The following is a 24,923-nucleotide window of genomic DNA, read 5'->3' as shown; positions in this document are numbered from 1 at the left end:
GCCGGCGCGCCCTGCTCACCACAATCCACCGTCACTCCAGCGGCATCACCGTCACCCGTACCTCCGGGTCATGGCTCCCTCCCCCCAGAATCACCCCCCGCAACGGCGACACATCGGAAAAATCCCGGCCCCAGGCCAGGGTGATGTGCTCCAGTGCCGGCTGTACGTTATTCGTCGGATCAAAATCCACCCAACCCGCCACCGGGCAAAACACCGAGACCCACGCATGGGAGGCATCGGCGCCGATCAGCCGTGGCTGGCCGGGCGGTGGCTGGGTGAGCAGGTAGCCGCTGATATAACGCGCCGCCAGGCCCCGCGAACGCAGGCAGGCGAGCATCAGGTGGGCGAAGTCCTGGCATACGCCGCGGCGGCGTTCCAGCACTTCCACCAAGGGCGTGGCGACCTGGGTGGCTTCGGCATCGAAGGTGAATTCACTGAAGATTTTTTCCATCAGCGCCTGCACGCCGAGCAGCAAGGGCTCGCCGGGCGGGAAACAGCTTTCGGAGAACTCGACGAAGGTTTTTTTCAGGTGCACGTAGGGTGATTCGAAGCGATAGCGGCACGCTTCGATCCGCTCAGGGGTCATTGTGTGGCTGCTGTAGGTCAGGCTGTCACGCGTCTGATCCCAGGGCGGCGACTGCTGAAAATCCAGCACCGGCCGTGCCAGCACTTCGACGGTCAGCCCGGCATTGACCAACAGTTCATCGTGGGGACGCTCGAAGGCCAGGCGCGTGATCGGGTTGCCGAACACATCCAGCTCATCGCGCCGCGACGACGGCTGCGGGCTGATTTCCAGTTGCTGCGCGGTGCAGCGCTGCCAGGCACACGGCCGTGGCCACAGGTGCGCCAGTTGCTGCGCCAGGGACACCGGGCTGTCGTAGTGGTAATGGGTATCGTGGAAAATCTGGTAGCGCGCGCTCATTACACCGACACCGTTTGCTGGCTGACATCATCCACATGGGCAAAATGGCGCAAGGCCAGGCGGTCCGACACTTGCCCGCTTTCATCGGCCACCGCTTGCAGCAGGTCGGCCAAGCCATCCAGCGCGGCACGCACGCTGGTTTCGCCAAACAGCCCGTTCTCCAGGCAGCCCAGGTCGAAACGCGCCAGGCGCTCCACCAAGGGGGCCAGGCCGGTCTCGCGAGGTACGCCAAAATCGTCGTTGAGCCGACGCAGGGTGCGGCTCACCAGCTTGAGCTGGAACAGCACCGCATGGGGGTTCTGCTCGTCAAGCAGCAACAGGTCGAGCACCGGGATCAACTGCGGCACCGCCAGGTAGCGCGAGCGATAGGTGATGCTGCTATTGCCCAGTTCCAGCAACCACTCCAGCCCCGCCTGATCGAATACCGCCACGCCGCGCAGAAACGCCGCAAGGCTGCTGCTCAGAAATTGCAGGCGCTCGATACGCCGGCCCATCATCAGGAAGCGCCAGCCTTCGTCGCGCGTCATGTCGTCCAGGGCAAAGCCGGACAGCGCGGCGAGGGACATGACCAGGCGGTTGAGAAAATCGAGCAACTCGCCAAAGTCCGGGCTTTCGTTTTCCAGTTCCAGGGCTTCGCGTTGCAGCTCGACCAGAGCCTGCCAGTTCTCACGGGACAACTTGCCGCGCACCTGGGACGCCGCCCACTGCAAGCGCTGCAGGTTGGCGCGCAGGCTTTGCGGCCAGTCATCACCGAGTAACGCGGCCATCAGGCGTTCGGGCAGCGCGTCTTCCTCCGGCAACAGACGCAGGTTTTCACCCAGCTCCACGGCGGCCTGCAACGCCAATGGATCGTCACCATCGACGTAGCGCGCCAGCACGATACGCAGCCAACGCGCACTGTCATCGCAACGCTCGCAATAGCGGCCGAACCAGAACAGGTTCTCCACCACGCGGGACGGCAGATAAGGATCGCGGCGCACCAGGTCATGCGCGCCAATCATGCGCTGCGCACGCCACTGCTCGCCGCCCGGCGCGCGTTCGCCGAGCACCCAGGTGTCTTTGCTGGCGCCACCGCGCTGCATCGACACCACTTCGGCATCGGCCTCGGCCGCCACGCGGGTCAGGCCACCGGGCAGCACGCGGTAGCCATCGGCGCTGGCCACGGCGTACACACGCATGCCGATGGCGCGGTGTTGCAGGTGGTCATCCACGGTGTGCCATACCGGCGCCTGGGACAGTTGCGCCAACTCTTGGGCGACATAGGCATAGGGTCGTGCACGCATGCGCTGGGCCAGGGCCTGGCGTTGTTCATCGTTCAAATCGCGGCCAAAGACCGGGGCGAAACTCTGCGATGGAAATGCCGGTTTGATCAGCAACTCCGGCAGCTTCGCCAAGGCTTCGGCGAGCACCGGCGCCTCACCGCACCACCACGTGGCGATGGACGGCAGAATCAGCGCTTCACCGAACAGGAATTCGTTGATTTTCGGCAGAAACCCCAGCAGCCCCGGCGACTCCAGCACGCCACTGCCCAACGCATTGGCCACCAGCACATTGCCCTGGCGTACCGCATCAAGCAGGCCGGGCACGCCGAGGGCCGAGTCGGTGCGCAGCTCCAACGGGTCACAGAAGTCATCATCCAGGCGCCGCATGATCGCGTGCACCCGGCGCAGGCCGCTGAGGGTCTTGAGGTACACGGTGCTGTCGCGCACGGTCAGGTCGCCGCCTTCCACCAAGGGGTAGCCGAGCTGGCGGGCGAGGTAAAGGTGTTCGAAGTAGCTTTCGTTGAAGCGGCCAGGGGTGAGCAGCACGATCAGCGGCGGCTGGTCGTCGCCGGGGGCCTGGCGGGCCAGGGTTTCCTGAAGCGTACGGAAGAAACCGGTGAGGTGTTGCACCTGCAAATCACGGTACAGGTCCGGGAAGGCGCGGGACACGATGGTGCGGTTTTCCAGCGCATAACCGGCGCCGGACGGGGCCTGGGTCCGGTCGGCGGTGACCCACCAACGACCATCCGGGGTGCGCGCCAGGTCCACGGCGTACAGATGCAGAAAGGTGCCGTCGGGGGGCAGGATGCCCTGGCACGGCCACAGGAAATTGTTATGCCCGAACACCAGCTCCGCCGGCAGCAAGCCTTCCTTGATCAGGCGCTGCGGGCCGTAGAGATCGGCAAGCACAGCATTGAGCAGGCGCGCACGCTGGGCGATACCGGCAGACAACTGCTGCCATTCATCGGCGGCCAGCACGTGGGGCAACAAGTCCAGCTCCCACGGGCGGTCGGCGCCCTTGGGGTCGGCGTAGACGTTGTAGGTCACGCCGTTTTCCTGGATCTGCCGCGTCAGCAGCGCCTGGCGCTGGGCCAGTTGCGCCGGGGTGCTGCGTTGCAGGTGGTCGAGCAGGCGCCGCCAATGGGCACGCACCTCACCGCTGTCATCCAGCAGTTCATGATAAGTGCCCGCGGTGAGCGGGTAACGGTCGAGCAAGTCGGACATGGAACGCTCGGGCAGAGGCAAAGGGGCTCAGATTAACCTAACAAACACTGCAAATCCGCTGTGGTCGCATTCAGTCTTTTTTATTGGGAAAACGTCGTAGATCCAGAGTCATCGGCAGCTCGTCATTAATCTCCAGGTTTGGCACCGGCAGCTTTCCAGGCGTATGCCCCAACCGGAAGAACCGCTCCTGCCGCCGGCTCTCGGCTCCGTTGGCATTCACCGGCAAGCTGTCGTAATTGCGCCCGCCCGGGTGCGCGACGTGGTACTGGCAGCCGCCCAAGGAGCGTTGCATCCAGGTGTCCAGCAGGTCGAACACCAACGGCGCGTGCACCGGGATGGTCGGTTGCAGGCAGTTGGCCGGTTGCCAGGCGCGATAGCGCACACCGGCGACAAACTCACCTACACGGCCGGTGGGTTGCAGCGGCACCGGGATGCCGTTGCAGGTCAGCAGATAACGTTGCGGCGCCAGGCCGCTGAGCTTGACTTGCAGGCGCTCCAGCGACGAGTCCACATACCGCACCGTGCCGCCCACTGCGCCCTCCTCGCCCAGGACATGCCAAGGTTCAAGGGCCTGGCGCAGTTCCAGTTCGATGCCGCTGACGGCGTAGTCGCCGATCTTGGGAAAACGGAACTCCAGGTGCGCGGCAAACCACTCGGCGCGCAGCGGGTAGCCGGCGGCGTTGAGTTCGACAATGACGTCGGCGAAATCCTGCTCGATAAAGTGCGGCAGCAGGAAACGGTCATGCAGCTCGGTGCCCCAGCGTGCCAATGTCGGCGGTGCATAGGGTTCACGCCAGAAGCGCGCGACCAGCGCCCGCAGCAGCAGCTGCTGGGTCAGGCTCATGCGCGCATGGGGCGGCATTTCAAAGGCACGCAGTTCCAGCAGGCCCAAGCGGCCTGTGGCGCCGTCGGGCGAGTAGAGCTTGTCGATGCAGAATTCGGCGCGGTGGGTGTTGCCCGTCACGTCGATGAGCAGGTTGCGCAACAGGCGGTCCACCAACCAAGGGGGGCAGTCTTCACCGGGGGCGGGCATCTGTGCAAAGGCGATTTCCAGCTCATACAACGCATCGTTACGCGCTTCATCCACCCGTGGCGCCTGGGAGGTCGGGCCGATAAACAAGCCGGAAAACAGGTAAGACAGCGACGGATGGTTATGCCAGTAGCTGATCAAACTGCGCAGCAAGTCGGGGCGACGCAGGAACGGCGAGTCCTTGGGCGTGGCGCCGCCGAGTACAAAGTGGTTACCGCCACCGGTGCCGGTGTGGCGCCCGTCGATCATGAACTTCTCTGTGGTCAGGCGGGTTTGCCGAGCCTCTTCATAGAGGAACTCGGTGCGCTCGACCAACTCGTCCCAGGTGGCGGACGGCTGCACGTTGACCTCGATCACACCGGGGTCCGGCGTGATCCGGAAGTTGCTCAGGCGCATATCGAACGGCGGTTCATAGCCTTCCAGCAGCACCGGGCAGTGCAACTCCTCAGCGGTGGCCTCGATGGCAGCCACCAGCTCCAGGTAATCTTCGACCCGCTCCAAGGGCGGCATAAACAGGTACAGGCGCCCTTCCCGTGCTTCAGCGCACAGCGCGGTGCGGGTCAGCCAATCGGCGGACTCGTCCACCTCTGGCACGCGGTCTTCACTGGGCGCAGGCTCACCGTGGCTTTGCAGTTGCGCGGTGGTGGGCAGCGGCGGCTGCTCCTGGTTCGGGTCAGTGGGATGCACAAACGGATATTCCGCCGCCGTCACCCATGGCTGCGACGCCAGCGGCAGGCGATAGCCCAGCGGCGAATCCCCCGGCACCAGGCGGCAGTGATTGTCGCGCAGGTACCAGCGGCCGCTTTGCCAACGGTCATTGGCCGCCGTGCGCGCCAACGGCAACACTTGACCGATGACTTTATCCAGCCCCTGGCTGAACACTTTGCGCAGGCGCGCGCGCTCCAGGTCATCGCTCAGGCGCGGTTCTTGGGCGGTGACGTTGTGCGGCAGCGCGCCTTCACGCCACAGGTAGTAGAAATTGTCTTCGAAAGCCGGGAACACAAAGCGCGCCGGCAGTTTGAGGCGCTCGGCGACGCTGGCCAGGAAGCGCCCGGCCATCACCCCATCGGCGCCGTAGTCTTGTTGTTCATCGGCAATCAACGCGCTGTTGTGCCAGATCGGCACGCCGTCGCGGCGCCAGTAGCAGTTGAGCGACCAGCGCGGCAGTTGCTCGCCGGGGTACCACTTGCCCTGGCCGAAATGCACCAGGCCCTTGGGCGCATAGTGCTGGCGCATGCGCTGGAACAGCTCGGCCGACAGGCGACGTTTGTCCGGGCCGAGGGCCGCGGTGTTCCACTCGGCGCCATCGGGATCGTCGATGGACACGAAGGTCGGTTCGCCGCCCATGGTCAGGCGTACATCGTCCTTGAGCAGGTCGCCGTCGATTTGCCGGCCCAGGGCCTGGATCGCCAGCCATTGCTCTTCGGTGTAGGGCTTGGTCACCCGTGGGGCTTCCCAGATCCGCTCTACCGACATTTCGTGGGTAAATTCGCACTCGCACGGTTCCACCAGCCCACTGATCGGTGCGGCGGACGATGGGTCAGGGCTACAGGCCAACGGGATATGCCCTTCACCGGCAAACAAGCCGGACGTGGCGTCCAGGCCGATCCAGCCGGCACCGGGCAAATACACTTCGCACCAGGCATGCAGGTCGGTGAAGTCCACTTCGGTGCCGGACGGGCCATCAAGGGCTTTGACGTCGGCGGTCAGTTGAATCAGGTAGCCCGACACAAACCGCGCCGCCAAGCCCAGGTTGCGCAGCAGTTGCACCAGCAACCACGCCGAGTCGCGGCACGAGCCGGAGGCGTTTTCCAGGGTGAATTCCGGGGTTTGCACGCCCGGTTCCATGCGGATCAGGTAACCGATATCGGCGGCCAGGCGCTGGTTGAGGCCCACCAGAAAGTCCACGGCGGGCAACGGCGTACGGTCGATACCGGCCAGGTAGGCGGCGAATTTCGGGGTCAGCGGCAGGGTTTCCAGGTACGGCGCCAACTCACGTTGCTCATCGGCGGCGTAGCTGAAGGGGATTTTCTCGGCGTAAGGCTCAAGGAAAAAGTCGAACGGGTTGAACACCGCCATCTCGGCGACCAGGTCGACTTCGATACGCAGTTGATCGGTCTTTTCCGGAAAAACCAGGCGCGCCAGGTAATTGCCCTGGGGGTCTTGCTGCCAGTTGATGAAGTGCTGCTCGGGCAGCACTTTGAGTGCGTAGGACAAAATCCGCGTACGGCTATGAGCCGCTGGGCGTAAACGCACGATTTGTGGGCCGAGTTCAACAGCGCGGTCGTAGCGGTAATGCGTAACGTGGTGCAACGCGACATGAATCGACACGGCGGCCTCCTGCGAGCCAGGGCATGGACACAACGTGCGCAAGACTTATGCCAGAGCGGCGATCATTGCGCGTTATCGTAAGACCCGCTGCAGTACAGCACCAAAACGGCGCCAATGTACGTGCCATGGTGCAAGAGCTGCACATATTTGTGGCGCAGGGTGGCGAATCTACCCATCTAGCGTGCTTTGTGTGTGGCGATGATGGCTTGGCGCAGCCGCCTCACTTCAACCAGTTTCTGGCGCATTTCGCGGTGACGCTTACTGTTGAGCAGCAGCAACCCCAACAGCGGGAACAGCAGGCTCAAGCCATAGGAAAGCGGATGCGGACCAAACGCGATGGTGGGCAGCACCCCCAGAACACAGAGCGCAAGCAACATCACCAGCGGCCATACCCATTGCGGCCGCCCGCGCGCGATCATGAAATTGCACTGCACGATGCCCCACGTCAGCGCGAGGCCACCCAGGAAGGAATACTTGAGGTTGTCGTCCATCGGCAAGCGCGGGAAATAACTGTCGAAAATCAGTGGCACCGCGAATACCAGGCTGAACACCGCCGCGAAAATCGCCCCCATGAAGACCGGGAAGTACTGCGCCAGAAAACTGCGAATACCGGGTAGCTCATTCATTGCTCATTTCCTCATACAGTCCCACGGCAATGGTGCGTACGTTCCCCGAGATTGCACTGCCGGTGAAGCCGATGGCCGCGCCCAGGGCATCCTGTATCTGGGTCACCGTTGCATGCTTGACCTGGGCGGGGGTGAAACGCTTGGTCGCCTCGCCGGACAGTTGCTTCAACTTGAGCATTTTGGCGGTCATGCGCGGGTCCTGGATGCTGAGCAGTTCCTTGGTGAGCTTGGCGCGCTCTTGCCGGTTCAATCCTCGCAATACCTCCCGCACGCTTTTGCCGGTGGTGGCCTGGTTCAGCCGCACCAGCTTTATCGTGGTCAACGTCGATGCCCCGACCCCGATCAAGGACGCCGCATCCAGCGCGATCATCGTGTACTGATACCACTCCGAGCTGTCGAGCTTGTCGTTTTTGGAGGGGTCACTGATCTCATTGCTGACGCGATAACCACTGGCAAAACACTGCAGCGTGCTGGCCGTGGCGGCGGTATAGCCGATGGCCGTGATCACGCTGCTGGCGCCCGCCGTGAACGGCACGGCGACGGTACCGCTGAGCACGACGATCCAACCGATGATCGCGCCTGCGCAGGACAGAGACGTATTGATCGCCTCTCCCACGAGGCGCGATTCGCGAGGGTTGTCCTGGACCTGTTGCGCAAACTGCGCCGGGGCAATGTACTTCTGCGCTTCACGCAAAATAATGCGCTTGGGGGCAATGCTGCAGATCGGCTGGAATTCACGCAGGGTGACCACGTTGAAATCGGCGTCGATATACACGACGCCCGCCCCCACGATGGCCGGGTCAGCATCAATGGCCGCAAACAGGCGTGGCAGGTTGATCTGGCTTTCGATGCGCTGGCGCGCCATGAACTGGGAGCGGTTGGAGTCCATGCCGATGTTGAGCAGGGGGTTGCTCATTGGGGTGCTCTTCCTTGAAGGGGGGTGGTGACTGGGCTGATGCTATCGGGGGCAAGCCCCCTCCCACATTTTGAATGTATTCACGCAACACGTGTGGGAGGGGGCTTGCTCCCGATGGCGATCTAATGGGCGCCACCTTAGCAAACAGGCTACCCACTCGCCACACAGCAAAACGCCAGCTCAAGGCTGGCGTTCTGCATATTCAAGCGGCGATCAACGAGGTACAACCGGCTTGCGCGCCGGCTTGCCGCCTTTACCCTTGGCCGCATCGCTGCGCTCTTTGGCCGCCTGTTTGTTACGTGCCTGGGCGGCGGCCTTGGCTTGTTCACGCTTGTCCCACGGGTTGCTGCCGTCGCTGCCACGAGGCGGCAAACCGGTGTGCTGGGTGAGGATTTTAGTGGTGGTTTCCTTGGCGACCTTGTGGCTGCCGGCCGGCGTCGAGTTCTTGCGACGGGCGCTCTGGTAGCTGTCGGTGCTCGGCTGGTGCAGCGGGATCAACTGGTCCTTGCCCGGGCCGATCAGGTCGGCACGGCCCATGCGGGTCAGCGCTTCACGCAGCATTGGCCAGCCTTTGGGGTCGTGGTAACGCAGGAACGCCTTGTGCAGGCGGCGCTGCTCCTCGCTCTTGACGATGGTGACCGCGTCACTCTTGTAGGTGACCTTGCGCAGCGGGTTCTTGCCCGAGTGATACATCGCGGTGGCGGTGGCCATCGGCGACGGGTAGAACGCCTGCACCTGGTCGGCACGGAAACCGTTGCCCTTGAGCCACAGGGCCAGGTTCATCATGTCTTCATCGGTGGTGCCAGGGTGGGCGGCGATGAAGTAGGGGATCAGGTACTGCTCTTTGCCCGCTTCCTTGGTGTACTTCTCGAACATGCGCTTGAACTTGTCATAGCTGCCGATGCCCGGTTTCATCATCTGGTTGAGCGGACCTTCCTCGGTGTGTTCCGGGGCGATCTTGAGGTAACCACCGACGTGGTGGGTCACCAGCTCTTTCACGTATTCCGGCGACTCGACGGCCAGGTCGTAGCGCAGGCCGGAAGCGATCAGGATCTTCTTCACACCCGGCAACGCACGGGCGCTGCGGTACAGCTGGATCAGCGACGAATGGTCGGTGTTCAGGTTCGGGCAGATGCCGGGGAACACGCAGGACGGCTTGCGGCACGCGGATTCGATTTCCGGGCTCTTGCAGGCGATGCGGTACATGTTCGCGGTCGGGCCGCCGAGGTCGGAGATCACCCCGGTGAAGCCGGGTACTTTGTCGCGGATCTCTTCGATTTCGCGAATGATCGATTCTTCGGAACGGTTCTGGATAATGCGGCCTTCGTGCTCGGTGATCGAGCAGAAGGTGCAGCCGCCGAAGCAGCCCCGCATGATGTTCACCGAGAAGCGGATCATGTCGTAGGCCGGGATCTTTTCCTTGCCGTACGCCGGGTGCGGAACACGTGCGTAAGGCATGCCGAACACGTAGTCCATTTCTTCGGTGGTCATCGGGATGGGCGGCGGGTTGAACCACACATCCACTTCACCGTGCTTTTGCACCAGGGCACGGGCGTTGCCCGGGTTGGTTTCCAGGTGCAGCACGCGGTTGGCGTGGGCGTAGAGCACCGCGTCGCCACGGACCTTTTCCACCGACGGCAGGCGGATCACGGTCTTGTCACGGGTCATGCGCGGGCTGGCCAGGATCTGTACGACCTTGGCTTCTTCCGGGTCATCAACAGGCCCCTTCTCTTGCTCGATAGCGCAAGCCTGGGTGTCCTGGGTGTTGACGTACGGGTTGATGATCTTGTCGATCTTGCCCGGACGGTCGATACGCGTGGAGTCCACCTCATACCAGCCCGCCGGCGTGTCCCGGCGAATGAACGCGGTACCGCGCACGTCGGTGATGTCTTCGATCTTGTGGCCCCACGACAGGCGCTGGGCAACTTCGACAATGGCCCGCTCGGCGTTGCCGTACAGCAGGATATCGGCGGTGGCGTCGATCAGGATCGAGTTGCGCACGCGGTCCTGCCAGTAGTCGTAGTGGGCAATGCGACGCAGGGACGCTTCGATGCCGCCGAGTACGATCGGCACATTCTTGTAGGCTTCCTTGCAGCGCTGGCTGTACACCAGGCTCGCACGGTCCGGGCGCTTGCCGGCCATGCCGCCGGGGGTGTAGGCGTCGTCGGAACGGATTTTCTTGTCGGCGGTGTAGCGGTTGATCATCGAGTCCATGTTGCCGGCCGCGACGCCAAAGAACAGGTTGGGCTCGCCAAGCTTCATGAAATCGTCTTTGGACTGCCAGTTCGGCTGGGCAATGATCCCGACGCGAAAGCCCTGGGACTCCAGCAGCCGGCCGATGATCGCCATGCCGAACGAGGGGTGGTCAACGTAGGCATCACCGGTGACGATGATGATGTCGCACGAATCCCAGCCAAGCTGATCCATCTCCTCCCTGCTCATGGGCAGGAATGGCGCAGGACCGAAACATTCGGCCCAGTACTTGGGATAGTCAAATAACGGCTTGGCTGTTTGCATGACGGTGACCGGTGTTGAGATGAAAAATCGCGGGCGCGGAATATAGCACAAATTTTGACCAATTCCGACGGTAATGGTCGGAATTGAATAGACGGATTATTCGTCGTCGTCGAAGTTGTAACTGCCCGGCGCCAGGTTCTCGAAACGCGTGTACTTACCGATGAATGCCAGGCGGATAAAGCCAATCGGGCCGTTACGCTGCTTGCCGATGATGATCTCGGCAATGCCTTTGTGTTCCGTTTCGGGGTGATACACCTCGTCGCGGTACACGAACATGATCACGTCGGCGTCCTGCTCGATCGCTCCGGATTCACGCAAGTCGGAGTTCACCGGACGCTTGTTGGGACGTTGCTCCAGGGAACGGTTGAGCTGGGACAGCGCCACCACCGGGCAGTTGAACTCCTTGGCCAGGGCTTTCAGCGACCGGGAGATCTCGGAAATTTCGTTGGTACGGTTGTCACCGCTGGAACCTGGGATCTGCATCAATTGCAGGTAGTCGATCATGATCAGGGCGATGTCGCCGTGCTCACGCACCAGGCGACGGGTACGCGCGCGCATCTCGGAGGGGCTGATGCCCGCCGTATCATCGATAAACAGCTTGCGGTCATTGAGCAGGTTGACCGCCGAGGTCAGGCGTGGCCAGTCATCGTCTTCGAGGCGACCGGCACGCACCTTGGTCTGGTCGATACGGCCGAGGGACGAAAGCATACGCATGATCAGCGATTCACCTGGCATCTCCAGGGAGTACACCAGGACTGTCTTGTCGCTGCGCAACACCGCGTTTTCCACCAGGTTCATCGCAAAGGTGGTCTTACCCATGGATGGACGGCCGGCGACGATGATCAAGTCGGACGGCTGCAGGCCGCTGGTCTTCTCATCGAGGTCCGTGTAGCCGGTGGAAATACCGGTGATCGCGTTGTCGGTGTTGAACAGGGTGTCGATGCGATCGATGGCCTTGGTCAACAGGTCGTTGACGCTGACCGGGCCGCCGGTTTTCGGGCGTGCTTCGGCGATCTGGAAGATCTGGCGCTCGGCCTCGTCGAGAATCTCGGCGGCGGTGCGGCCCTCGGGGTTGAAGGCACTGTCGGCGATTTCGGTGCTGATGCCGATCAATTGGCGCAGAGTGGCCCGCTCGCGCACGATCTGGGCATAGGCCTTGATGTTGGCGACGGACGGCGTGTTTTTTGCCAGCTCACCGAGGTAGCCGAGGCCGCCGACCTGGGAGGTCTGACCCTCTTTGTCCAACTGCTCGGCCAGGGTCACCACGTCGATCGGTGAGTTCTGGTCGGCCAGCTTGGCGATGGCGCGGAAAATCAGGCGGTGGTCATGGCGGTAGAAGTCACCGTCCGAGACTTGATCCAACACGCGTTCCCAGGCGTTGTTGTCCAGCATCAAGCCACCGAGCACGGCCTGTTCGGCCTCGATGGAATGCGGCGGCACCTTCAGGGCAGCGGTTTGCAGATCGTATTGCTCAGGAGCTGAAATATCGTTCATGGCCACTTGGAATTTGGGGATTGTAGAAAAACAAAAGGCACGACCTGTAAACAGGATCGTGCCCGATGTTAACCGGCTGACACGCGAGGTGCCAGCCAGTTAGGTGCTGCTTAAGCTGCTACCACGACAACGCGTACGGTGGCTTCAACTTCGGCGTGCAGGTGCACGGCTACGTCGAATTCGCCTACGTTGCGGATGGTGCCGTTCGGCAGACGAACTTCGCTCTTCTGCACTTCAACGCCGGAGGCGGTCAGTGCATCAGCGATGTCGTGGGTGCCGATCGAACCGAACAGCTTGCCTTCGTCACCAGCGGTGGCAGTGATAGTCACTTCCAGCTCAGCCAGTTGGGCAGCGCGAGTTTCGGCCGAAGCTTTCTTGTCTGCTGCTGCTTTTTCCAGCTCGGCACGACGCTCTTCAAACGCAGCCAGGTTGGCAGCGGTTGCAGCGGTGGCTTTGCCGTATGGCAGCAGGTAGTTACGACCGTAACCGGCCTTAACGTTCACTTTGTCGCCCAGGTTGCCCAGGTTGGCGACTTTTTCCAGAAGGATCAGTTGCATGTGAAAATCCTCTAACTTTTAACCTTCACCGTTCGCGTTATCGGCGTCTTTCGGCGCCAGACGACCGCGAAAATCAATCAGGCCGTCGACAATGGCCAGAACCACGAGTAACGGATAGATCAGCTGCATGAACAGCAACAGCGTGACGTACAACCCCACCAGCCAGAACCTGGCCAGGCGCTTGCGCGCAACGAGCCCATGGATCAGGGCCAACCCGGCAAACACCAGCGGTACGCTGCAAATCGGCGCCAGCAAGGCCATCTGTGGGCCGAAGTTCGGCCCGACAACCATGCACGCCAGCAGCAACATCGCCGGCCCCGCGGGGATTCTGATACCGCGAAACTCGCGACCAAAACCACCCGGGTTGTACAACAACGCCTGCCAATAACGCCCAAGAATCAGGCTCAGCACGCTGACGACCTGCAACAAAGCCGCAATCAGGCCGGTCAGGACCGGGGCAATCAGTGACGCAAACCGCGCTCGCTCATCTACCGATAATTGCTGGTAGAGATCCCCGAGGGCCAGCGGCAGGATCTTGACGATCTCCTGCGCCAGCGCCTCGATTTGCGGGCGGAAAGCCGCGCCAAGCATCACTGAGTACACCAACCCCAATGCCACGCTGACCAGCAGCGTACGGACCCAGGACTCACTTGCGCGCAAAACCAACGCAAGGCTCGATGACCCCAGCAGTACCAGAAGTACCCGTGGATCACCCATTTGCAGCCACCAGATCAAGGCCGGCAACAAACCCAGGGCAAGAACGCCAAGGGCGTCCTTCAAACCGCGCCGCAGCAGCACAAGGCAACCCGCGGCGGCACCCAACCAATAAAGCAACGGCAATGCCGCACAGCCAGCCACTACCAGAGTGGCCTGCATACGGCCGCGCATGATGAACTCAGCTAAGGCGCGCATGCATTCAATCCCTTACTACTTGTCGACTGCCCGGTCTCAGCGGCCGTGGCTGTCGGTGTAGGCCAGCAGGGCCAGGAAGCGGGCGCGCTTGATAGCGGTGGCCAGCTGACGCTGATAACGTGCTTTGGTACCGGTGATACGGCTTGGAACAATTTTGCCGGTCTCGGATACGTAGGCTTTCAGAGTGTTGAGATCTTTGTAATCGATCTCCTTCACTTCTTCAGCGGTGAAGCGGCAAAACTTACGACGACGGAAGAAACGTGCCATTTGATAGGCTCCTTAATAAGGTCCGTGGATTACTCGTCAGCGTTATCGCTGCTGTCGCTGTCATCACTGTCAGCGCTATCAGCGCCTTCGTGCTCAGGACGGTCGCGACGCTCACGGCGCTCACTGCGGTTTTCTTCAGCCTTGAGCATCTCGGATTGGCCGGTAACGGCTTCTTCGCGACGGATGACCAGGTTACGGATCACTGCATCGTTGTAGCGGAAGTTGTCTTCCAGCTCGGCCAGGGCCTTGCCGGTGCACTCAACGTTCAGCATCACGTAGTGAGCCTTGTGAACATTGTTGATTGCGTAGGCCAGTTGACGACGGCCCCAATCTTCCAGACGGTGGATTTTGCCGCCGTCTTCTTCGATCAGCTTGGTGTAACGCTCAACCATGCCGCCGACTTGCTCGCTTTGATCCGGGTGGACCAAAAAGATGATTTCGTAATGACGCATGAATGCTCCTTACGGGTTGTAGCCTGCCGCTCAAAAACGGTCAGACAAGGAGTGAATGACACTTATGGATCTTGCCGCAAGGGAGGCACATGCGTGCCTGCCGAGTGGGCAAGGGGCGCAATTGTAGAGAAGGGGGAGAAAGGGCGCAAGGTGATTGGTGATTATTTGAACAATCTCTCAGACACCCCAGAAACAACTGTGGGAGGGGCTTGCCCCCTCCCACAGGTTGGATCCATGCCAAGCCTGATTACTTCTTGGCCTTGGCCTTGGCGCCACGCTGACGCTGGGCTTCAAACAAGCACACGCCGGTCGCAACCGACACGTTCAGGCTGCTGACGCTACCGGCCATCGGCAGGTGCACCAAGTAGTCGCAATGCTCACGCGTCAGGCGACGCATGCCTTTGCCTTCGGCGCCCATGATCAGGATGGTCGGCCCGGTGAGATCCTGGTCATAAATGCTGACCTCGGCCTCCCCCGCCGTACCCACGACCCACAGGCCGCGCTGCTGGAGTTTCTCCAACGTGCGCGCCAGGTTGGTCACGGCGACCAGTGGAATCACTTCCGCCGCACCGCAGGCCACTTTACGCACCACCGGCGTCAGGGTTGCCGACTTGTCTTTAGGCACGATCACCGCCAGCGCACCCGCCGCATCCGCCGAGCGCAGGCAGGCGCCGAGGTTGTGCGGGTCGGTCACACCGTCCAGCACCAACAACAGCGGCGCGCCTTCGGTACGGTCGAGCAGTTCGTCGAGCATGGCTTCGCCCCACACCTGGCTCGGGCTGACGTCCGCGACCACGCCCTGGTGAACGCCTTCGACCCACACGTCCATTTCCCGGCGCTCGGCCTGGCCGATGGCAACCTTGTTCTGGTTGGCCAGTTCGACCAGCGCTTGCACGCGCGGCTCGCTGCGACCTTCCGCCAACCACACCTGCTTGACGCGTTTAGGGTGGTGACGCAGCAGTGCTTCTACGGCATGCACGCCGTAGATTTTTTCCAGACTCATGACTTGGCCTTAGGTTTGCGCGACCCGCCGCTTTTCGCGGGGGCCGAACCCGCTTTTGGCGGGCCTTTACGATGCTTACTGGGTTTGCTCGACGGTTTTTCCGCCGCGTGGGACTTTCCCCCAGACGCCGCTTTACCACCGCTTTTGGCTTCGTTGAGCAACTGCTGCTTCAACTCGCGGCTTTTGCGCAATTCAGCATTTTTAGCCGCTGCGTCGCTGGGGCGGTAGGCTTCGGGGGCCTTGTCCTTGGCCGACGAACGCCGACCGGCCTTGGCCGGTTCAGGCTCAGCGGTTTTAGCAGGAGCACCTTTACCTTTGGTCGCCGGCGCCGCGGTTTCGCTGCCGCGCTTTTTACGGCCCGTCGGCGATTCGGCGGGTTTGTCAGGCATGCCGAAGTCGATCTTGCGCTCGTCGAGGTCGACGCGCATGACCTGCACTTCCACCGTGTCGCCCAGGCGGAAGCTGCGACCGGTGCGCTCGCCCGCCAGGCGGTGGTGCACGGGATCGAAGTGGTAGTAATCACCCGGCAAGGCGGTGACGTGCACCAGGCCCTCGACGTAGATATCGGTCAGCTCGACGAACAAACCAAAGCCGGTCACGGCGGTGATCACACCAGGGAACGATTCGCCCACGCGGTCTTTCATGAACTCGCACTTGAGCCAGTTCACCACGTCGCGGGTGGCTTCGTCGGCGCGGCGCTCGCTCATGGAGCACTGCTCGCCCAACTGTTCCAGGGCCGCCTCGTCGTACGGATAGATCCGCGCTTTCGGAATGGTCATGGCACCGGCGCGCTTGACGTGCGGGGTGTTCTGCTTGGAGTGGATCACGCTGCGGATCGCGCGGTGCGTGAGCAGGTCCGGGTAACGACGGATCGGCGAGGTGAAGTGGGTGTACGCCTCGTAATTCAGGCCGAAGTGGCCTTGGTTATCGGCGCTGTACACCGCCTGGCTCAGTGAGCGCAGCATCACCGTCTGGATCACGTGGTAATCCGGACGATCCTTGATGCTGGCCAGCAGTGCCTGGTAATCCTTCGGCGTCGGGCCTTCCTTGCCTTTGTGCAGGGACAGGCCGAGCTCGCCGAGGAAGGCGCGCAGTTTTTCCAGGCGCTCCGGCGGCGGGCCGTCGTGCACGCGGTACAACGCAGGAATCTCGTGCTTCTTGAGGAATTCAGCAGTGGCCACGTTGGCCGCCAGCATGCACTCTTCGATCAGCTTGTGCGCATCGTTACGGGTGGTCGGGGTGATCGCGGCGATCTTGCGCTCGGAGCCGAAGACAATCCGGGTTTCCTGGGTTTCAAAATCGATCGCGCCACGCACGTGACGGGCACCCAGCAACACCTTGTACAGCGAATAAAGCTGCTTGAGGTGCGGCACGACACCGGCGTACTCGGTACGCAGGGCCTTGGCTTCGCTGGTCTTCGGCGTTTCCAGGATGGTGCTGACCTTGTTGTAGGTCAGGCGCGCCTGGGAGTGAATCACCGCCTCGTAGAACTGGTAGTCGGTCATTTCGCCGGTTTTGGAGATGGTCATCTCGCACACCATGGCCAAACGGTCGACTTTCGGGTTCAGCGAGCACAGGCCGTTGGACAGCTGCTCAGGCAGCATCGGGATCACGCGCTCAGGGAAGTACACGGAGTTGCCGCGCACCTGGGCCTCGTTATCCAGGGCCGAACCGATCTTCACGTAGCTGGACACGTCGGCAATCGCGACGAATAGCTTCCAGCCGCCGGAGAACAGGCGCAGCTTGCCGGGCCTGGCTTCGCAGTAGACCGCATCGTCAAAGTCGCGGGCATCTTCACCGTCGATGGTGACGAACGGCAGATGGCGCAGGTCGATGCGTTTTTCTTTGTCTTTCTCTTCGACTTCAGGCTTGAGCTTGGCGGCTTCTTTGAGCACGGCCTCAGGCCAGACGTGAGGAATATCGTAGGTGCGCAGGGCAACGTCGATTTCCATGCCCGGCGCCATGTAGTTGCCGACCACTTCAACGATATCGCCCTGGGGCTGGAAGCGCGCGGTTGGCCAGTGGGTGATTTTCACCTCGACGAACTGGCCGACCTTGGCGGCGCCATTGCGGCCCGGGGTGATCAGCACTTCCTGCTGCACCTTCGGGTTATCCGGCACCACAAAGCCGATACCGCCTTCTTCGAAGTAACGGCCGACAATAGACTCGTGGGCACGGGACACCACTTCGACGATCACGCCTTCACGGCGACCACGACGGTCCAGGCCGGAAACACGTGCCAACGCACGGTCGCCATCGAACACCAGACGCATTTGCGCCGGGCTCATGAACAGGTCGTCGCTGCCGTCGTCCGGGATCAGGAAGCCAAAGCCGTCACGGTGGCCGGCGATGCGGCCGAGGATCAGATCGAGCTTGTCTACCGGCGCATAGGTGCCACGACGGGTGTAGATCAGTTGAGCGTCGCGCTCCATGGCACGCAAACGGCGGCGCAGGGCTTCGAGTTGGTCTTCGGTGGTCAGACCGAATTCTTCAACCAACTGCTCACGGCTAGCAGGCGAACCCCGATCGGCGAGATGCGCCAGGATCAGTTCGCGGCTAGGAATAGGGTTTTCATATTTTTCCGCTTCACGAGCGGCCTCGGGATCGAGGGACTGCCAATCGGCCATTAGAGAGTTTTCACCTTGTCTATATGCGGGTTAGTTTGGCATACGCGTATTGAAACGGGAAATTTCAGGTATCAACAAGCGTTTAAAAGCGCTTTATCGCCCTCGGCGCACACGTTGCACGACCATTGGCGAAATTTTCCAGGCTTTTTTAATGCAAGGGGTTTACAGCCAAAAATCCACTCCGTATAGTGCGCGCCATCGACGACGGCAACGTTGAAGATACTGCCCAGATGGTGAAATTGGTAGACACGCCAGCTTCAGGTGCTGGTGGCCGCAAGGCCGTGGAAGTTCGAGTCTTCTTCTGGGCACCACATTCAGATCAAACCCGCGAAAGCGGGTTTTTTCGTTTAAAGCCTTTGATTTTTAACGAGAATCTCGATTTATTTTTTTGAATCAGGGGTTTACAGATCAAAAAGCCCGCCGTATAGTTCGCCCCATCAACAGCGGCAACGTTGCTTGATAATGCCCAGGTGGTGAAATTGGTAGACACGCCAGCTTCAGGTGCTGGTGATCGCAAGGTCGTGGAAGTTCGAGTCTTCTCCTGGGCACCAAATTCAGATCAAACCCGCGAAAGCGGGTTTTTTCGTTTCCGGGGTTTAAAAAACTTACCCGCATGGGCAGTCATGCCGCACTTGAGAAACTTTATCGTTTATCCTTGCAATGATTTGTTGCATCTCAAGTGAGGAAAACCCCGGATGATGATCCGCGATACCCGTCTCAAGACATCCCTTCTGCGTGGCCTGACCATCACTCTACTCGGCCTGACCCTGCTCTCGCCCGCCGCCCATTCTGCCGACAAGGTGTCCCTGACCCTGTACAACGGCCAGCACAAAGAAGTCGGCGACGAACTCGCCAAGGCCTTCGAGGCCAAGACCGGCATCCACGTCAATGTGCGCAAAGGCAGCAGCAACCAGCTCGCCAGCCAGGTTGTTGAAGAAGGCGAGCGCTCTCCCGCCGACGTGATCTATACCGAAGAATCGCCACCCCTGAACAAACTCGGCGAACAAGGCCTGCTTGCCAAGATCGACGCCGGCACCCTCGATGTACTGCCCAAGGATTACGTCGGCCGCAACGGCGACTGGATGGGCGTGACCGCCCGCACTCGCGTGGTGGCGTTCAACCCGAAATTGATTGCCGAGAAAGACCTGCCCAAATCGGTGCTGGATTTCGCCGGCCCCGAATGGCAAGGCAAAGTTGGCTTCGTGCCTACCAGCGGTGCGTTCCAGGAACAGGCCGTGGCGATCATCAAGCTGCACGGCCGTGAAGCCGCTGAAGAATGGCTGACCGGTCTACGCGCCTTCGGCAAGGTGTACAGCAACAACATGGTCGCTCTCAAAGCCGTGGAGAATGGCGAAGTGGCCACCGTCCTGGTGAACAACTATTACTGGTTTGCCCTGAAGAAAGAAAAAACCAATCTGGATTCGCAGCTGCACTACTTCACCAACGGCGACGCCGGCGGCCTGATCACCGTGTCGTCCGCTGCCGCGCTGAAATCCAGCAAGCACCCCCAGCAAGCCCAGCAACTGCTGGCGTTCATGGCCAGCGAAGAAGGCCAACGCGTGATTACCAATACCTCGGCGGAATACCCGCTGCGCAAAGGCATGCAATCGAACCGTGGCCTCAAGCCGTTCAGCGAACTACAACCGCCCAACGTTACGCCAGCAGACCTGGGCAACGCCGAAGAAGCGCTGGAGCTGGAACGTGACGTTGGCTTGAACTGATGAACCCATCGCTGCCCGCCCCCGCCCTGCGCGGGGGTTTTAGCCCCCGACGCAAACGCCCCTCGATCTGGCTGCTGCTCCCCGTGCTGTTTCTGGTTGGCTTGAGCCTGCTGCCGCTGGCCTACGTCGGGCTCAAAGCCTGGCAGGCAGGCTGGGCAGAGGCGGTGCATTTGTTGTGGCGACCTTATGTATTCGGGCTGCTGCGCAACACCCTGGCGCTGATGGCCGGCGTGACGGTGACTTGCTGCGTGATCGGGCTGTCCCTGGCCTGGTTGCTGGAGCGCAGCAACCTGCCGGGGCGACGTATCTGGGGCGTAATCCTATGCCTGCCGTTTGCCGTGCCGGCGTTTATCAGCAGCTTTACCTGGGTGTCGCTGAGCGCCAACTTCGAAGGGCTGGGCGGGGCGATCCTGGTGATGAGCCTGTCCAAATACCCGTTGGTGTTTTTGCCGGTAGCGGCGACGCTGCGCAATCTTGACCCCTCCCTGGAAGAATCCGCCCGCACCCTGGGCCTGAATCGCTGGGGCGTGTTCCGGCGCATCACGCTGCCGTTGCTGTGGCCGTCCTTAGTGGCCGGGGCGCTGCTGATTGCCCTGCACATGCTGGTCGAGTTCGGCGCCTTGTCGATTATTGGCCTGCAAACCTTCACCACAGCGATCTATCAGCAATTCGAACTGGAATTCAGCAATGCCAACGCCGCGATGCTCTCGGCGGTGTTGCTGATGATGTGCCTGAGCCTGTTGTGGCTGGAGCTGCGCGTGCGGGGCAAAGGCCGTCATGTGCGCATCGGCCAGGGTGCCGCACGGCATGCCGGGCAGGTCAAGCTGGGCAAGTGGGCGCCGTTGGGCCAGGCGTATTGCCTCGCGCTGGCGATCATTGGCAGCGGCATTCCTCTGGGGATGCTCGGCTATTGGTTGGCCGTAGGGTCGTCGGCGGCGTTTCCAGTGGCGCAAATCAGCGAGGCACTGCTGTCCTCCCTGGCGCTATCGCTGGGTGGCGCGGCGCTATGCCTGGTGCTGGCGGTGCCGGTGGGGTTGCTGGTGGTGCGCTACAAGGGCCAACTGGCGATCTGGGCCGAACGCCTGCCGTATCTGCTGCATGCCCTGCCCGGCCTGGTTATTGCGCTGACCCTGGTGTATTTCGCCCTGCATTACGTGCCCGCGCTGTACCAGACGTCGGCGCTCCTGCTGATCGCCTACGCGCTGTTGTTTTTACCGCTGGCCCAGGCGCCGATTCGCACGGCGCTGAACAAGGCGGCACCGCAGTTGGAAGAGGCGGCGCGCACGCTCGGCGCCTCATCGTTCAGTGCGTTTTGCCGCGTGACCTTGCCGATTATCTTCCCGGCGCTGGGTGCGGCGTTTGCGCTGGTGTTCCTGGATGCGATGAAGGAGCTGACCGCAACCTTGCTGCTCAGCCCGACAGGGCTCAACACCTTGGCCACGGCCGTGTGGGCGCATACCTCGAATGTAGAATTCGCGGCGGCGGCGCCTTATGCGGCGTTGTTGATTCTGGTGTCGGGGTTGCCGGTTTACCTGCTCACGACGCGGATGTATTTGAGCCGCTGAGATTGCTATCGGGAGCAAGCCCCCTCCCACATTTGACTTCATTCCAAAGATGAAACCCGGTCAGGTGTGGGAGGGGCGGTGCGACGATTCGACTGGCTCCCGATGCGGCCGACACAGACACCGCTAAGCCCTGAACTGCCCCAAACTCGCCTTCAACTGCGCCGCCAAGCCATCCAGCACCTTGCCACTGGCGGTCGTTTCCACCACCGCCTGGGCAGCGCGCTCAGCCTGGGCATGAATCACCTCGACCCGCCCACGCACCGCATGCGCGCCCTGAGCCTGATGCTCCGCCGCGCGCGTCGCCAGACCAATTGCCGCATGCACCTGCTCCACCGAGGCCTGCACCGTCTGCTGCAACCGCACGCTGTCGCGCAGCACCAATAACCCTTCACTGGCCTGGCGCCCGGCCTTGCCGATGGTCTCCACCGCTTCACGCGCCCCCTGTTGCAACGCGACGATATGCGCTTGGATATCGCCCGTGGAGCTTTGGGTCTTGCTCGCCAGCGCACGCACTTCGTCCGCCACCACCGCAAAGCCGCGCCCGGTTTCCCCGGCGCGCGCGGCCTCGATGGCTGCGTTGAGCGCGAGCAAGTTGGTTTGCTCGGCAATGCCATGAATGACCGTCAGCACCACCTCGATCTGTTCGCTTTGCTGGGCCAGACGCTCGATCACCTGAGAACCGGCCTGGACCTGCCCGGCCAAGGCTTCGATCAAACTGCCGACCTCGGCCGAGGTGCGTGAGTTTTCATCCGTGGCCTGGCGAATATCCACGACCTGCTGCAAGGCCGCCTGCATGGCATGGCTTTCGGCCTGGGCTTCCTCGGCCATCTGCTCAAGGGCACGCAAGCTCTCGGCCACTTCATCGCGCTGCAGGCCGGCCGCGGCATCGGCACCCGCATTGCGCAGCGTCATGGCGCCAATCTCCACGCCGGTACGCTGGGCCACATCGCCCGCCTCGCGCACGATCGGCTGCAACTTATCCACAAAGCGATTGACCGCCGAGGCCATATCGCCGATTTCATCCTTACTGCTGATCTGCACGCGCTTGGTGAGGTCGCCCTCGCCCGCCGCCAGGTCGTCCATGGCCGCAATCAGCAGCTTCAGGCGATTGACTACGCGACGGCCGAGTACGACGGCGATCAGCAGCAACACGCCGAAACCGACCACCGCCAGCCCCATGCCGATGCGCCAGCGCAAAGTACCGGCGGCCTCCTGCACGGCACCGGTGGTGTTGGCGGTCATCTGGGTGGCGGTGGCTTGCGCCGACTGCAGGCGGGCGCCCATGGCGGCGGCACTGTCTGCGGCAGCCCCCTTGAGGCTGTCGCCGACCAGTTGATCGCCGCTGGCGATCAGGGCGGCAAAACGCTTGTCCAGCGCCTGCAGGTCAGCCTCCACCGACGCGGTCGACACGCCCATAAGCACCTTACCGATCTCAACGCCGTTGGGGCTGATGGACGCCTCGACGTAGAACACCGAAGGGTCATTTTTCGCGGCATTGAGCACCTTGTCCAAGGCGCGGTCGCCCTGGCCTTTTTCCAGCAACGCCTTGTTGATCGGGTTTTCGCGGTTCAGGTAGCGGGTCAAATGCTCGCCCGCCGCATCGTCGTAGACCACAAACAGCACGTTAGGATTGCGCTGGGCACGCCGGGCAAACTCAGACAGTGTCGGCACATCGCTGTCCCACATGGCGCGAGGCGCCACCGAGGCCAGCAGTTGCGCCATGTCATTGGCAGAGTCTCGCAGGTCTTTTTCCAAGGTCGCGCGCAGTTGCTTCTGCTCCTCCTGCAGGCGCGAGGAAAGCCCGGCGGTCAGACGCTGGCGCGTGCTGGCGGACAGGCTGTCCAGGCTGGATGTAACTTCTTTGCCGGCCTGCGCCAACTCGCCAGACAGCTTCTGACTATCGACACCCAGCCGAGCGCCTAAATCGGCCTCCAGCGCAGTGACAGTGCTCCGAGTCAGCGCCACCGCCACCAGCACCTGCACCAAAAGGGCGATACCTAGGGTAACGAACACCGGCCGCAACAGACGGCTTTGTAACAATGAGAGAACGGCAGACATCGGTAATCCCTCCACCACGGGTGCCATTAATTTGATAGCACCGCGAAAGAAGGAATTACAGCAAGGGTCGTGCCGCTTGGCGAACAGAAACGAAAAAGGGCTCCCGAGGGAGCCCTTTCCTTTTTACATCAACAGCTTATTAAGCGAACGGATGACGCAGAACGATGGTTTCGTTGCGGTCCGGGCCCGTCGAAATAATGTCAATCGGCGCGCCGATCAGCTCTTCAACGCGTTTGATGTAGGCACGAGCGTTGGCCGGCAGCTCTTCCAGGGTCTTGGCACCCACGGTCGACTCGCTCCAGCCCGGCACTTCTTCGTACACAGGCTGCAGGCCCACGTAGCTGTCAGCGTCGGTCGGCGCAACACTGTTGCCTTGCGCGTCTTTGTAGCCGACGCAGATATTGATGGTTTCGAGGCCGTCAAGTACGTCCAGCTTGGTCAGGCAGATGCCCGAGATGCTGTTTACATCGATAGCGCGACGCAGGATAACCGCATCGAACCAGCCGCAACGACGGGCACGACCGGTCGTAGCGCCGAACTCGTGACCTTGCTTGGCCAGGTGCGCACCGACTTCGTCGAACAGCTCAGTCGGGAACGGACCCGAACCTACGCGAGTGGTGTAAGCCTTGGTGATGCCCAGGATGTAGTCCAGGAACATCGGGCCAACGCCCGAACCGGTGGCCACGCCGCCAGCGGTGGTGTTGGAGCTGGTCACGTACGGGTAGGTGCCGTGGTCGATGTCCAGCAACGAACCTTGGGCGCCCTCGAACATGATGTCCTTGCCGGCGCGACGCAGGTCGTGCAGCTCGGCGGTCACGTCCAGCATCAGCGGCTTGAGCAGCTCGGCGTATTCCTTGCACTCGGCCAGGGTCTTGTCGAACTCGATGGCCGGCTCTTTGTAGTAACCGACCAGCATGAAGTTGTGGTAGTCCACCAGTTCACGCAGCTTGTCTTCAAAGCGCGGCATGTTGAGCAAGTCGCCTACACGCAGGCCACGACGCGCAACCTTGTCTTCGTAGGCTGGGCCGATGCCACGACCGGTGGTGCCGATCTTCAGCTCGCCACGCGCCTTTTCACGGGCCTGGTCCAGCGCAACGTGGAAGGACAGGATCAGCGGGCAGGACGGGCTGATACGCAGGCGCTCACGCACCGGTACGCCTTTCTCTTCCAGCTTGGTGATCTCGCGCAGCAGGGCATCCGGTGCAACCACCACGCCGTTGCCGATCAGGCACTGCACGCCTTCGCGCAGGACACCCGAAGGGATCAGGTGCAAGACGGTTTTTTCGCCATCGATAACCAGCGTGTGGCCAGCGTTGTGGCCACCTTGGTAGCGCACTACGGCGGCAGCATGTTCGGTCAGCAGATCAACGATCTTGCCTTTGCCCTCATCACCCCATTGGGTGCCCAGGACTACGACATTCTTACCCATAACACTTGTC

16 protein-coding genes, 2 tRNA genes and 2 pseudogenes are annotated in these 24,923 nt (G+C 61.8%); 4 read left to right on the top strand and 16 right to left on the bottom strand.

Features of this window, described 5'->3' with window-relative positions; all coding sequences use genetic code 11:
* Window positions 1-31: 31 nt before the first annotated feature.
* The 13 genes from KSS96_RS03660 to rnr form a co-directional block, all read right to left on the bottom strand.
* Entirely contained in the window at window positions 32-922 is an 891-nt protein-coding gene (locus KSS96_RS03660) for a transglutaminase family protein (protein ID WP_017526403.1), read from the bottom strand.
* Window positions 922-3,408, bottom strand: coding sequence for a circularly permuted type 2 ATP-grasp protein (locus KSS96_RS03655; protein ID WP_017526404.1), 2,487 nt, complete (start codon window positions 3,406-3,408; stop codon window positions 922-924). The genes KSS96_RS03660 and KSS96_RS03655 overlap by 1 nt, the downstream gene beginning before the upstream one ends.
* Before the next feature lie 70 nt (window positions 3,409-3,478).
* Window positions 3,479-6,769 (bottom strand): transglutaminase family protein, encoded by a 3,291-nt coding sequence (locus KSS96_RS03650; RefSeq protein WP_217855737.1) that lies wholly within the window; start codon window positions 6,767-6,769, stop codon window positions 3,479-3,481.
* Window positions 6,770-6,945: 176 nt separating this feature from the next.
* Entirely contained in the window at window positions 6,946-7,395 is a 450-nt protein-coding gene (locus tag KSS96_RS03645; RefSeq protein WP_017526407.1) for a hypothetical protein, read from the bottom strand.
* Window positions 7,388-8,311, bottom strand: a complete 924-nt coding sequence (ssp4, locus tag KSS96_RS03640) for an Ssp4 family T6SS effector (protein WP_017526408.1) — start codon at window positions 8,309-8,311, stop codon at window positions 7,388-7,390. Before ssp4 ends, KSS96_RS03645 begins: the two co-directional genes overlap by 8 nt.
* 213 nt (window positions 8,312-8,524) lie before the next feature.
* Window positions 8,525-10,828 (bottom strand): YgiQ family radical SAM protein, encoded by a 2,304-nt coding sequence (locus tag KSS96_RS03635; protein WP_017526409.1) that lies wholly within the window; start codon window positions 10,826-10,828, stop codon window positions 8,525-8,527.
* 96 nt (window positions 10,829-10,924) lie between these two features.
* On the bottom strand, window positions 10,925-12,322 hold the full coding sequence (dnaB, locus tag KSS96_RS03630) for a replicative DNA helicase (protein ID WP_017526410.1): 1,398 nt from the start codon (window positions 12,320-12,322) through the stop codon (window positions 10,925-10,927).
* Between the two features lie 110 nt (window positions 12,323-12,432).
* A complete protein-coding gene (rplI, locus tag KSS96_RS03625; protein ID WP_003171376.1) occupies window positions 12,433-12,879 on the bottom strand; it encodes a 50S ribosomal protein L9 in 447 nt (148 codons plus the stop codon).
* 18 nt (window positions 12,880-12,897) lie between these two features.
* The gene (locus KSS96_RS03620; protein ID WP_017526411.1) at window positions 12,898-13,791 is read right to left on the bottom strand and encodes a YybS family protein; all 894 of its coding nucleotides are present in this window, start codon (window positions 13,789-13,791) and stop codon (window positions 12,898-12,900) included.
* Window positions 13,792-13,827: 36 nt separating this feature from the next.
* Entirely contained in the window at window positions 13,828-14,058 is a 231-nt protein-coding gene (rpsR, locus tag KSS96_RS03615) for a 30S ribosomal protein S18 (RefSeq protein ID WP_003171373.1), read from the bottom strand.
* 29 nt (window positions 14,059-14,087) lie between these two features.
* Window positions 14,088-14,510: a 30S ribosomal protein S6 gene (rpsF, locus tag KSS96_RS03610; RefSeq protein ID WP_003171371.1), complete on the bottom strand. Its 423-nt coding sequence runs from the start codon at window positions 14,508-14,510 to the stop codon at window positions 14,088-14,090.
* Window positions 14,511-14,757: 247 nt separating this feature from the next.
* On the bottom strand, window positions 14,758-15,513 hold the full coding sequence (gene rlmB, locus KSS96_RS03605) for a 23S rRNA (guanosine(2251)-2'-O)-methyltransferase RlmB (protein WP_003217493.1): 756 nt from the start codon (window positions 15,511-15,513) through the stop codon (window positions 14,758-14,760).
* Window positions 15,510-18,140: a ribonuclease R gene (gene rnr / locus KSS96_RS03600; RefSeq protein WP_068937862.1), complete on the bottom strand. Its 2,631-nt coding sequence runs from the start codon at window positions 18,138-18,140 to the stop codon at window positions 15,510-15,512. The genes rlmB and rnr overlap by 4 nt, the downstream gene beginning before the upstream one ends.
* 224 nt (window positions 18,141-18,364) lie before the next feature.
* Here rnr and KSS96_RS03595 point away from each other — a divergent pair.
* From KSS96_RS03595 to KSS96_RS03580, 4 genes are all read left to right on the top strand, one after another.
* Window positions 18,365-18,451, top strand: a tRNA-Leu gene (locus KSS96_RS03595).
* Between the two features lie 153 nt (window positions 18,452-18,604).
* A tRNA-Leu gene (locus tag KSS96_RS03590) sits at window positions 18,605-18,691 on the top strand.
* A gap of 144 nt (window positions 18,692-18,835) precedes the next feature.
* Window positions 18,836-19,861: an extracellular solute-binding protein gene (locus KSS96_RS03585; RefSeq protein ID WP_017526413.1), complete on the top strand. Its 1,026-nt coding sequence runs from the start codon at window positions 18,836-18,838 to the stop codon at window positions 19,859-19,861.
* Complete coding sequence (locus tag KSS96_RS03580; protein ID WP_065879440.1) at window positions 19,861-21,426, top strand: ABC transporter permease; 1,566 nt, start codon at window positions 19,861-19,863, stop codon at window positions 21,424-21,426. The genes KSS96_RS03585 and KSS96_RS03580 overlap by 1 nt, the downstream gene beginning before the upstream one ends.
* Before the next feature lie 123 nt (window positions 21,427-21,549).
* Here KSS96_RS03580 and KSS96_RS28215 read toward each other — a convergent pair.
* From KSS96_RS28215 to KSS96_RS03570, 3 genes and pseudogenes are all read right to left on the bottom strand, one after another.
* Window positions 21,550-22,056: pseudogene (locus KSS96_RS28215) on the bottom strand (methyl-accepting chemotaxis protein); the annotation flags it as partial.
* A 399-nt stretch (window positions 22,057-22,455) separates the two neighbouring features.
* A pseudogene (locus tag KSS96_RS28210) lies at window positions 22,456-22,509 on the bottom strand (hypothetical protein); the annotation flags it as partial.
* A 1,114-nt stretch (window positions 22,510-23,623) separates the two neighbouring features.
* Window positions 23,624-24,913 (bottom strand): adenylosuccinate synthase, encoded by a 1,290-nt coding sequence (locus KSS96_RS03570; RefSeq protein ID WP_065879441.1) that lies wholly within the window; start codon window positions 24,911-24,913, stop codon window positions 23,624-23,626.
* Window positions 24,914-24,923: the final 10 nt, after the last annotated feature.

This window comes from Pseudomonas asgharzadehiana, from assembly GCF_019139815.1.
In the GTDB taxonomy this organism is placed as follows: Bacteria; Pseudomonadota; Gammaproteobacteria; order Pseudomonadales; family Pseudomonadaceae; genus Aquipseudomonas; species Aquipseudomonas asgharzadehiana.
Note: the sequence above shows the minus strand (reverse complement) of the source record. Positions and strands in the feature narration are given on the sequence as shown.

Excerpts from the sequence above, each read along its gene's own strand:
- KSS96_RS03660 (WP_017526403.1), bottom strand. The coding sequence starts at position 922 with ATGAGCGCGCGCTACCAGATTTTCCACGATACCCATTACCACTACGAC.
- KSS96_RS03655 (WP_017526404.1), bottom strand. The coding sequence starts at position 3,408 with ATGTCCGACTTGCTCGACCGTTACCCGCTCACCGCGGGCACTTATCAT.
- KSS96_RS03645 (WP_017526407.1), bottom strand. The coding sequence starts at position 7,395 with ATGAATGAGCTACCCGGTATTCGCAGTTTTCTGGCGCAGTACTTCCCG.
- ssp4 (WP_017526408.1), bottom strand. The coding sequence starts at position 8,311 with ATGAGCAACCCCCTGCTCAACATCGGCATGGACTCCAACCGCTCCCAG.
- KSS96_RS03635 (WP_017526409.1), bottom strand. The coding sequence starts at position 10,828 with ATGCAAACAGCCAAGCCGTTATTTGACTATCCCAAGTACTGGGCCGAA.
- dnaB (WP_017526410.1), bottom strand. The coding sequence starts at position 12,322 with ATGAACGATATTTCAGCTCCTGAGCAATACGATCTGCAAACCGCTGCC.
- rplI (WP_003171376.1), bottom strand. The coding sequence starts at position 12,879 with ATGCAACTGATCCTTCTGGAAAAAGTCGCCAACCTGGGCAACCTGGGC.
- KSS96_RS03620 (WP_017526411.1), bottom strand. The coding sequence starts at position 13,791 with ATGCGCGCCTTAGCTGAGTTCATCATGCGCGGCCGTATGCAGGCCACT.
- rpsR (WP_003171373.1), bottom strand. The coding sequence starts at position 14,058 with ATGGCACGTTTCTTCCGTCGTCGTAAGTTTTGCCGCTTCACCGCTGAA.
- rpsF (WP_003171371.1), bottom strand. The coding sequence starts at position 14,510 with ATGCGTCATTACGAAATCATCTTTTTGGTCCACCCGGATCAAAGCGAG.
- rlmB (WP_003217493.1), bottom strand. The coding sequence starts at position 15,513 with ATGAGTCTGGAAAAAATCTACGGCGTGCATGCCGTAGAAGCACTGCTG.
- rnr (WP_068937862.1), bottom strand. The coding sequence starts at position 18,140 with ATGGCCGATTGGCAGTCCCTCGATCCCGAGGCCGCTCGTGAAGCGGAA.
- KSS96_RS03585 (WP_017526413.1), top strand. The coding sequence starts at position 18,836 with ATGATGATCCGCGATACCCGTCTCAAGACATCCCTTCTGCGTGGCCTG.
- KSS96_RS03580 (WP_065879440.1), top strand. The coding sequence starts at position 19,861 with ATGAACCCATCGCTGCCCGCCCCCGCCCTGCGCGGGGGTTTTAGCCCC.
- KSS96_RS03570 (WP_065879441.1), bottom strand. The coding sequence starts at position 24,913 with ATGGGTAAGAATGTCGTAGTCCTGGGCACCCAATGGGGTGATGAGGGC.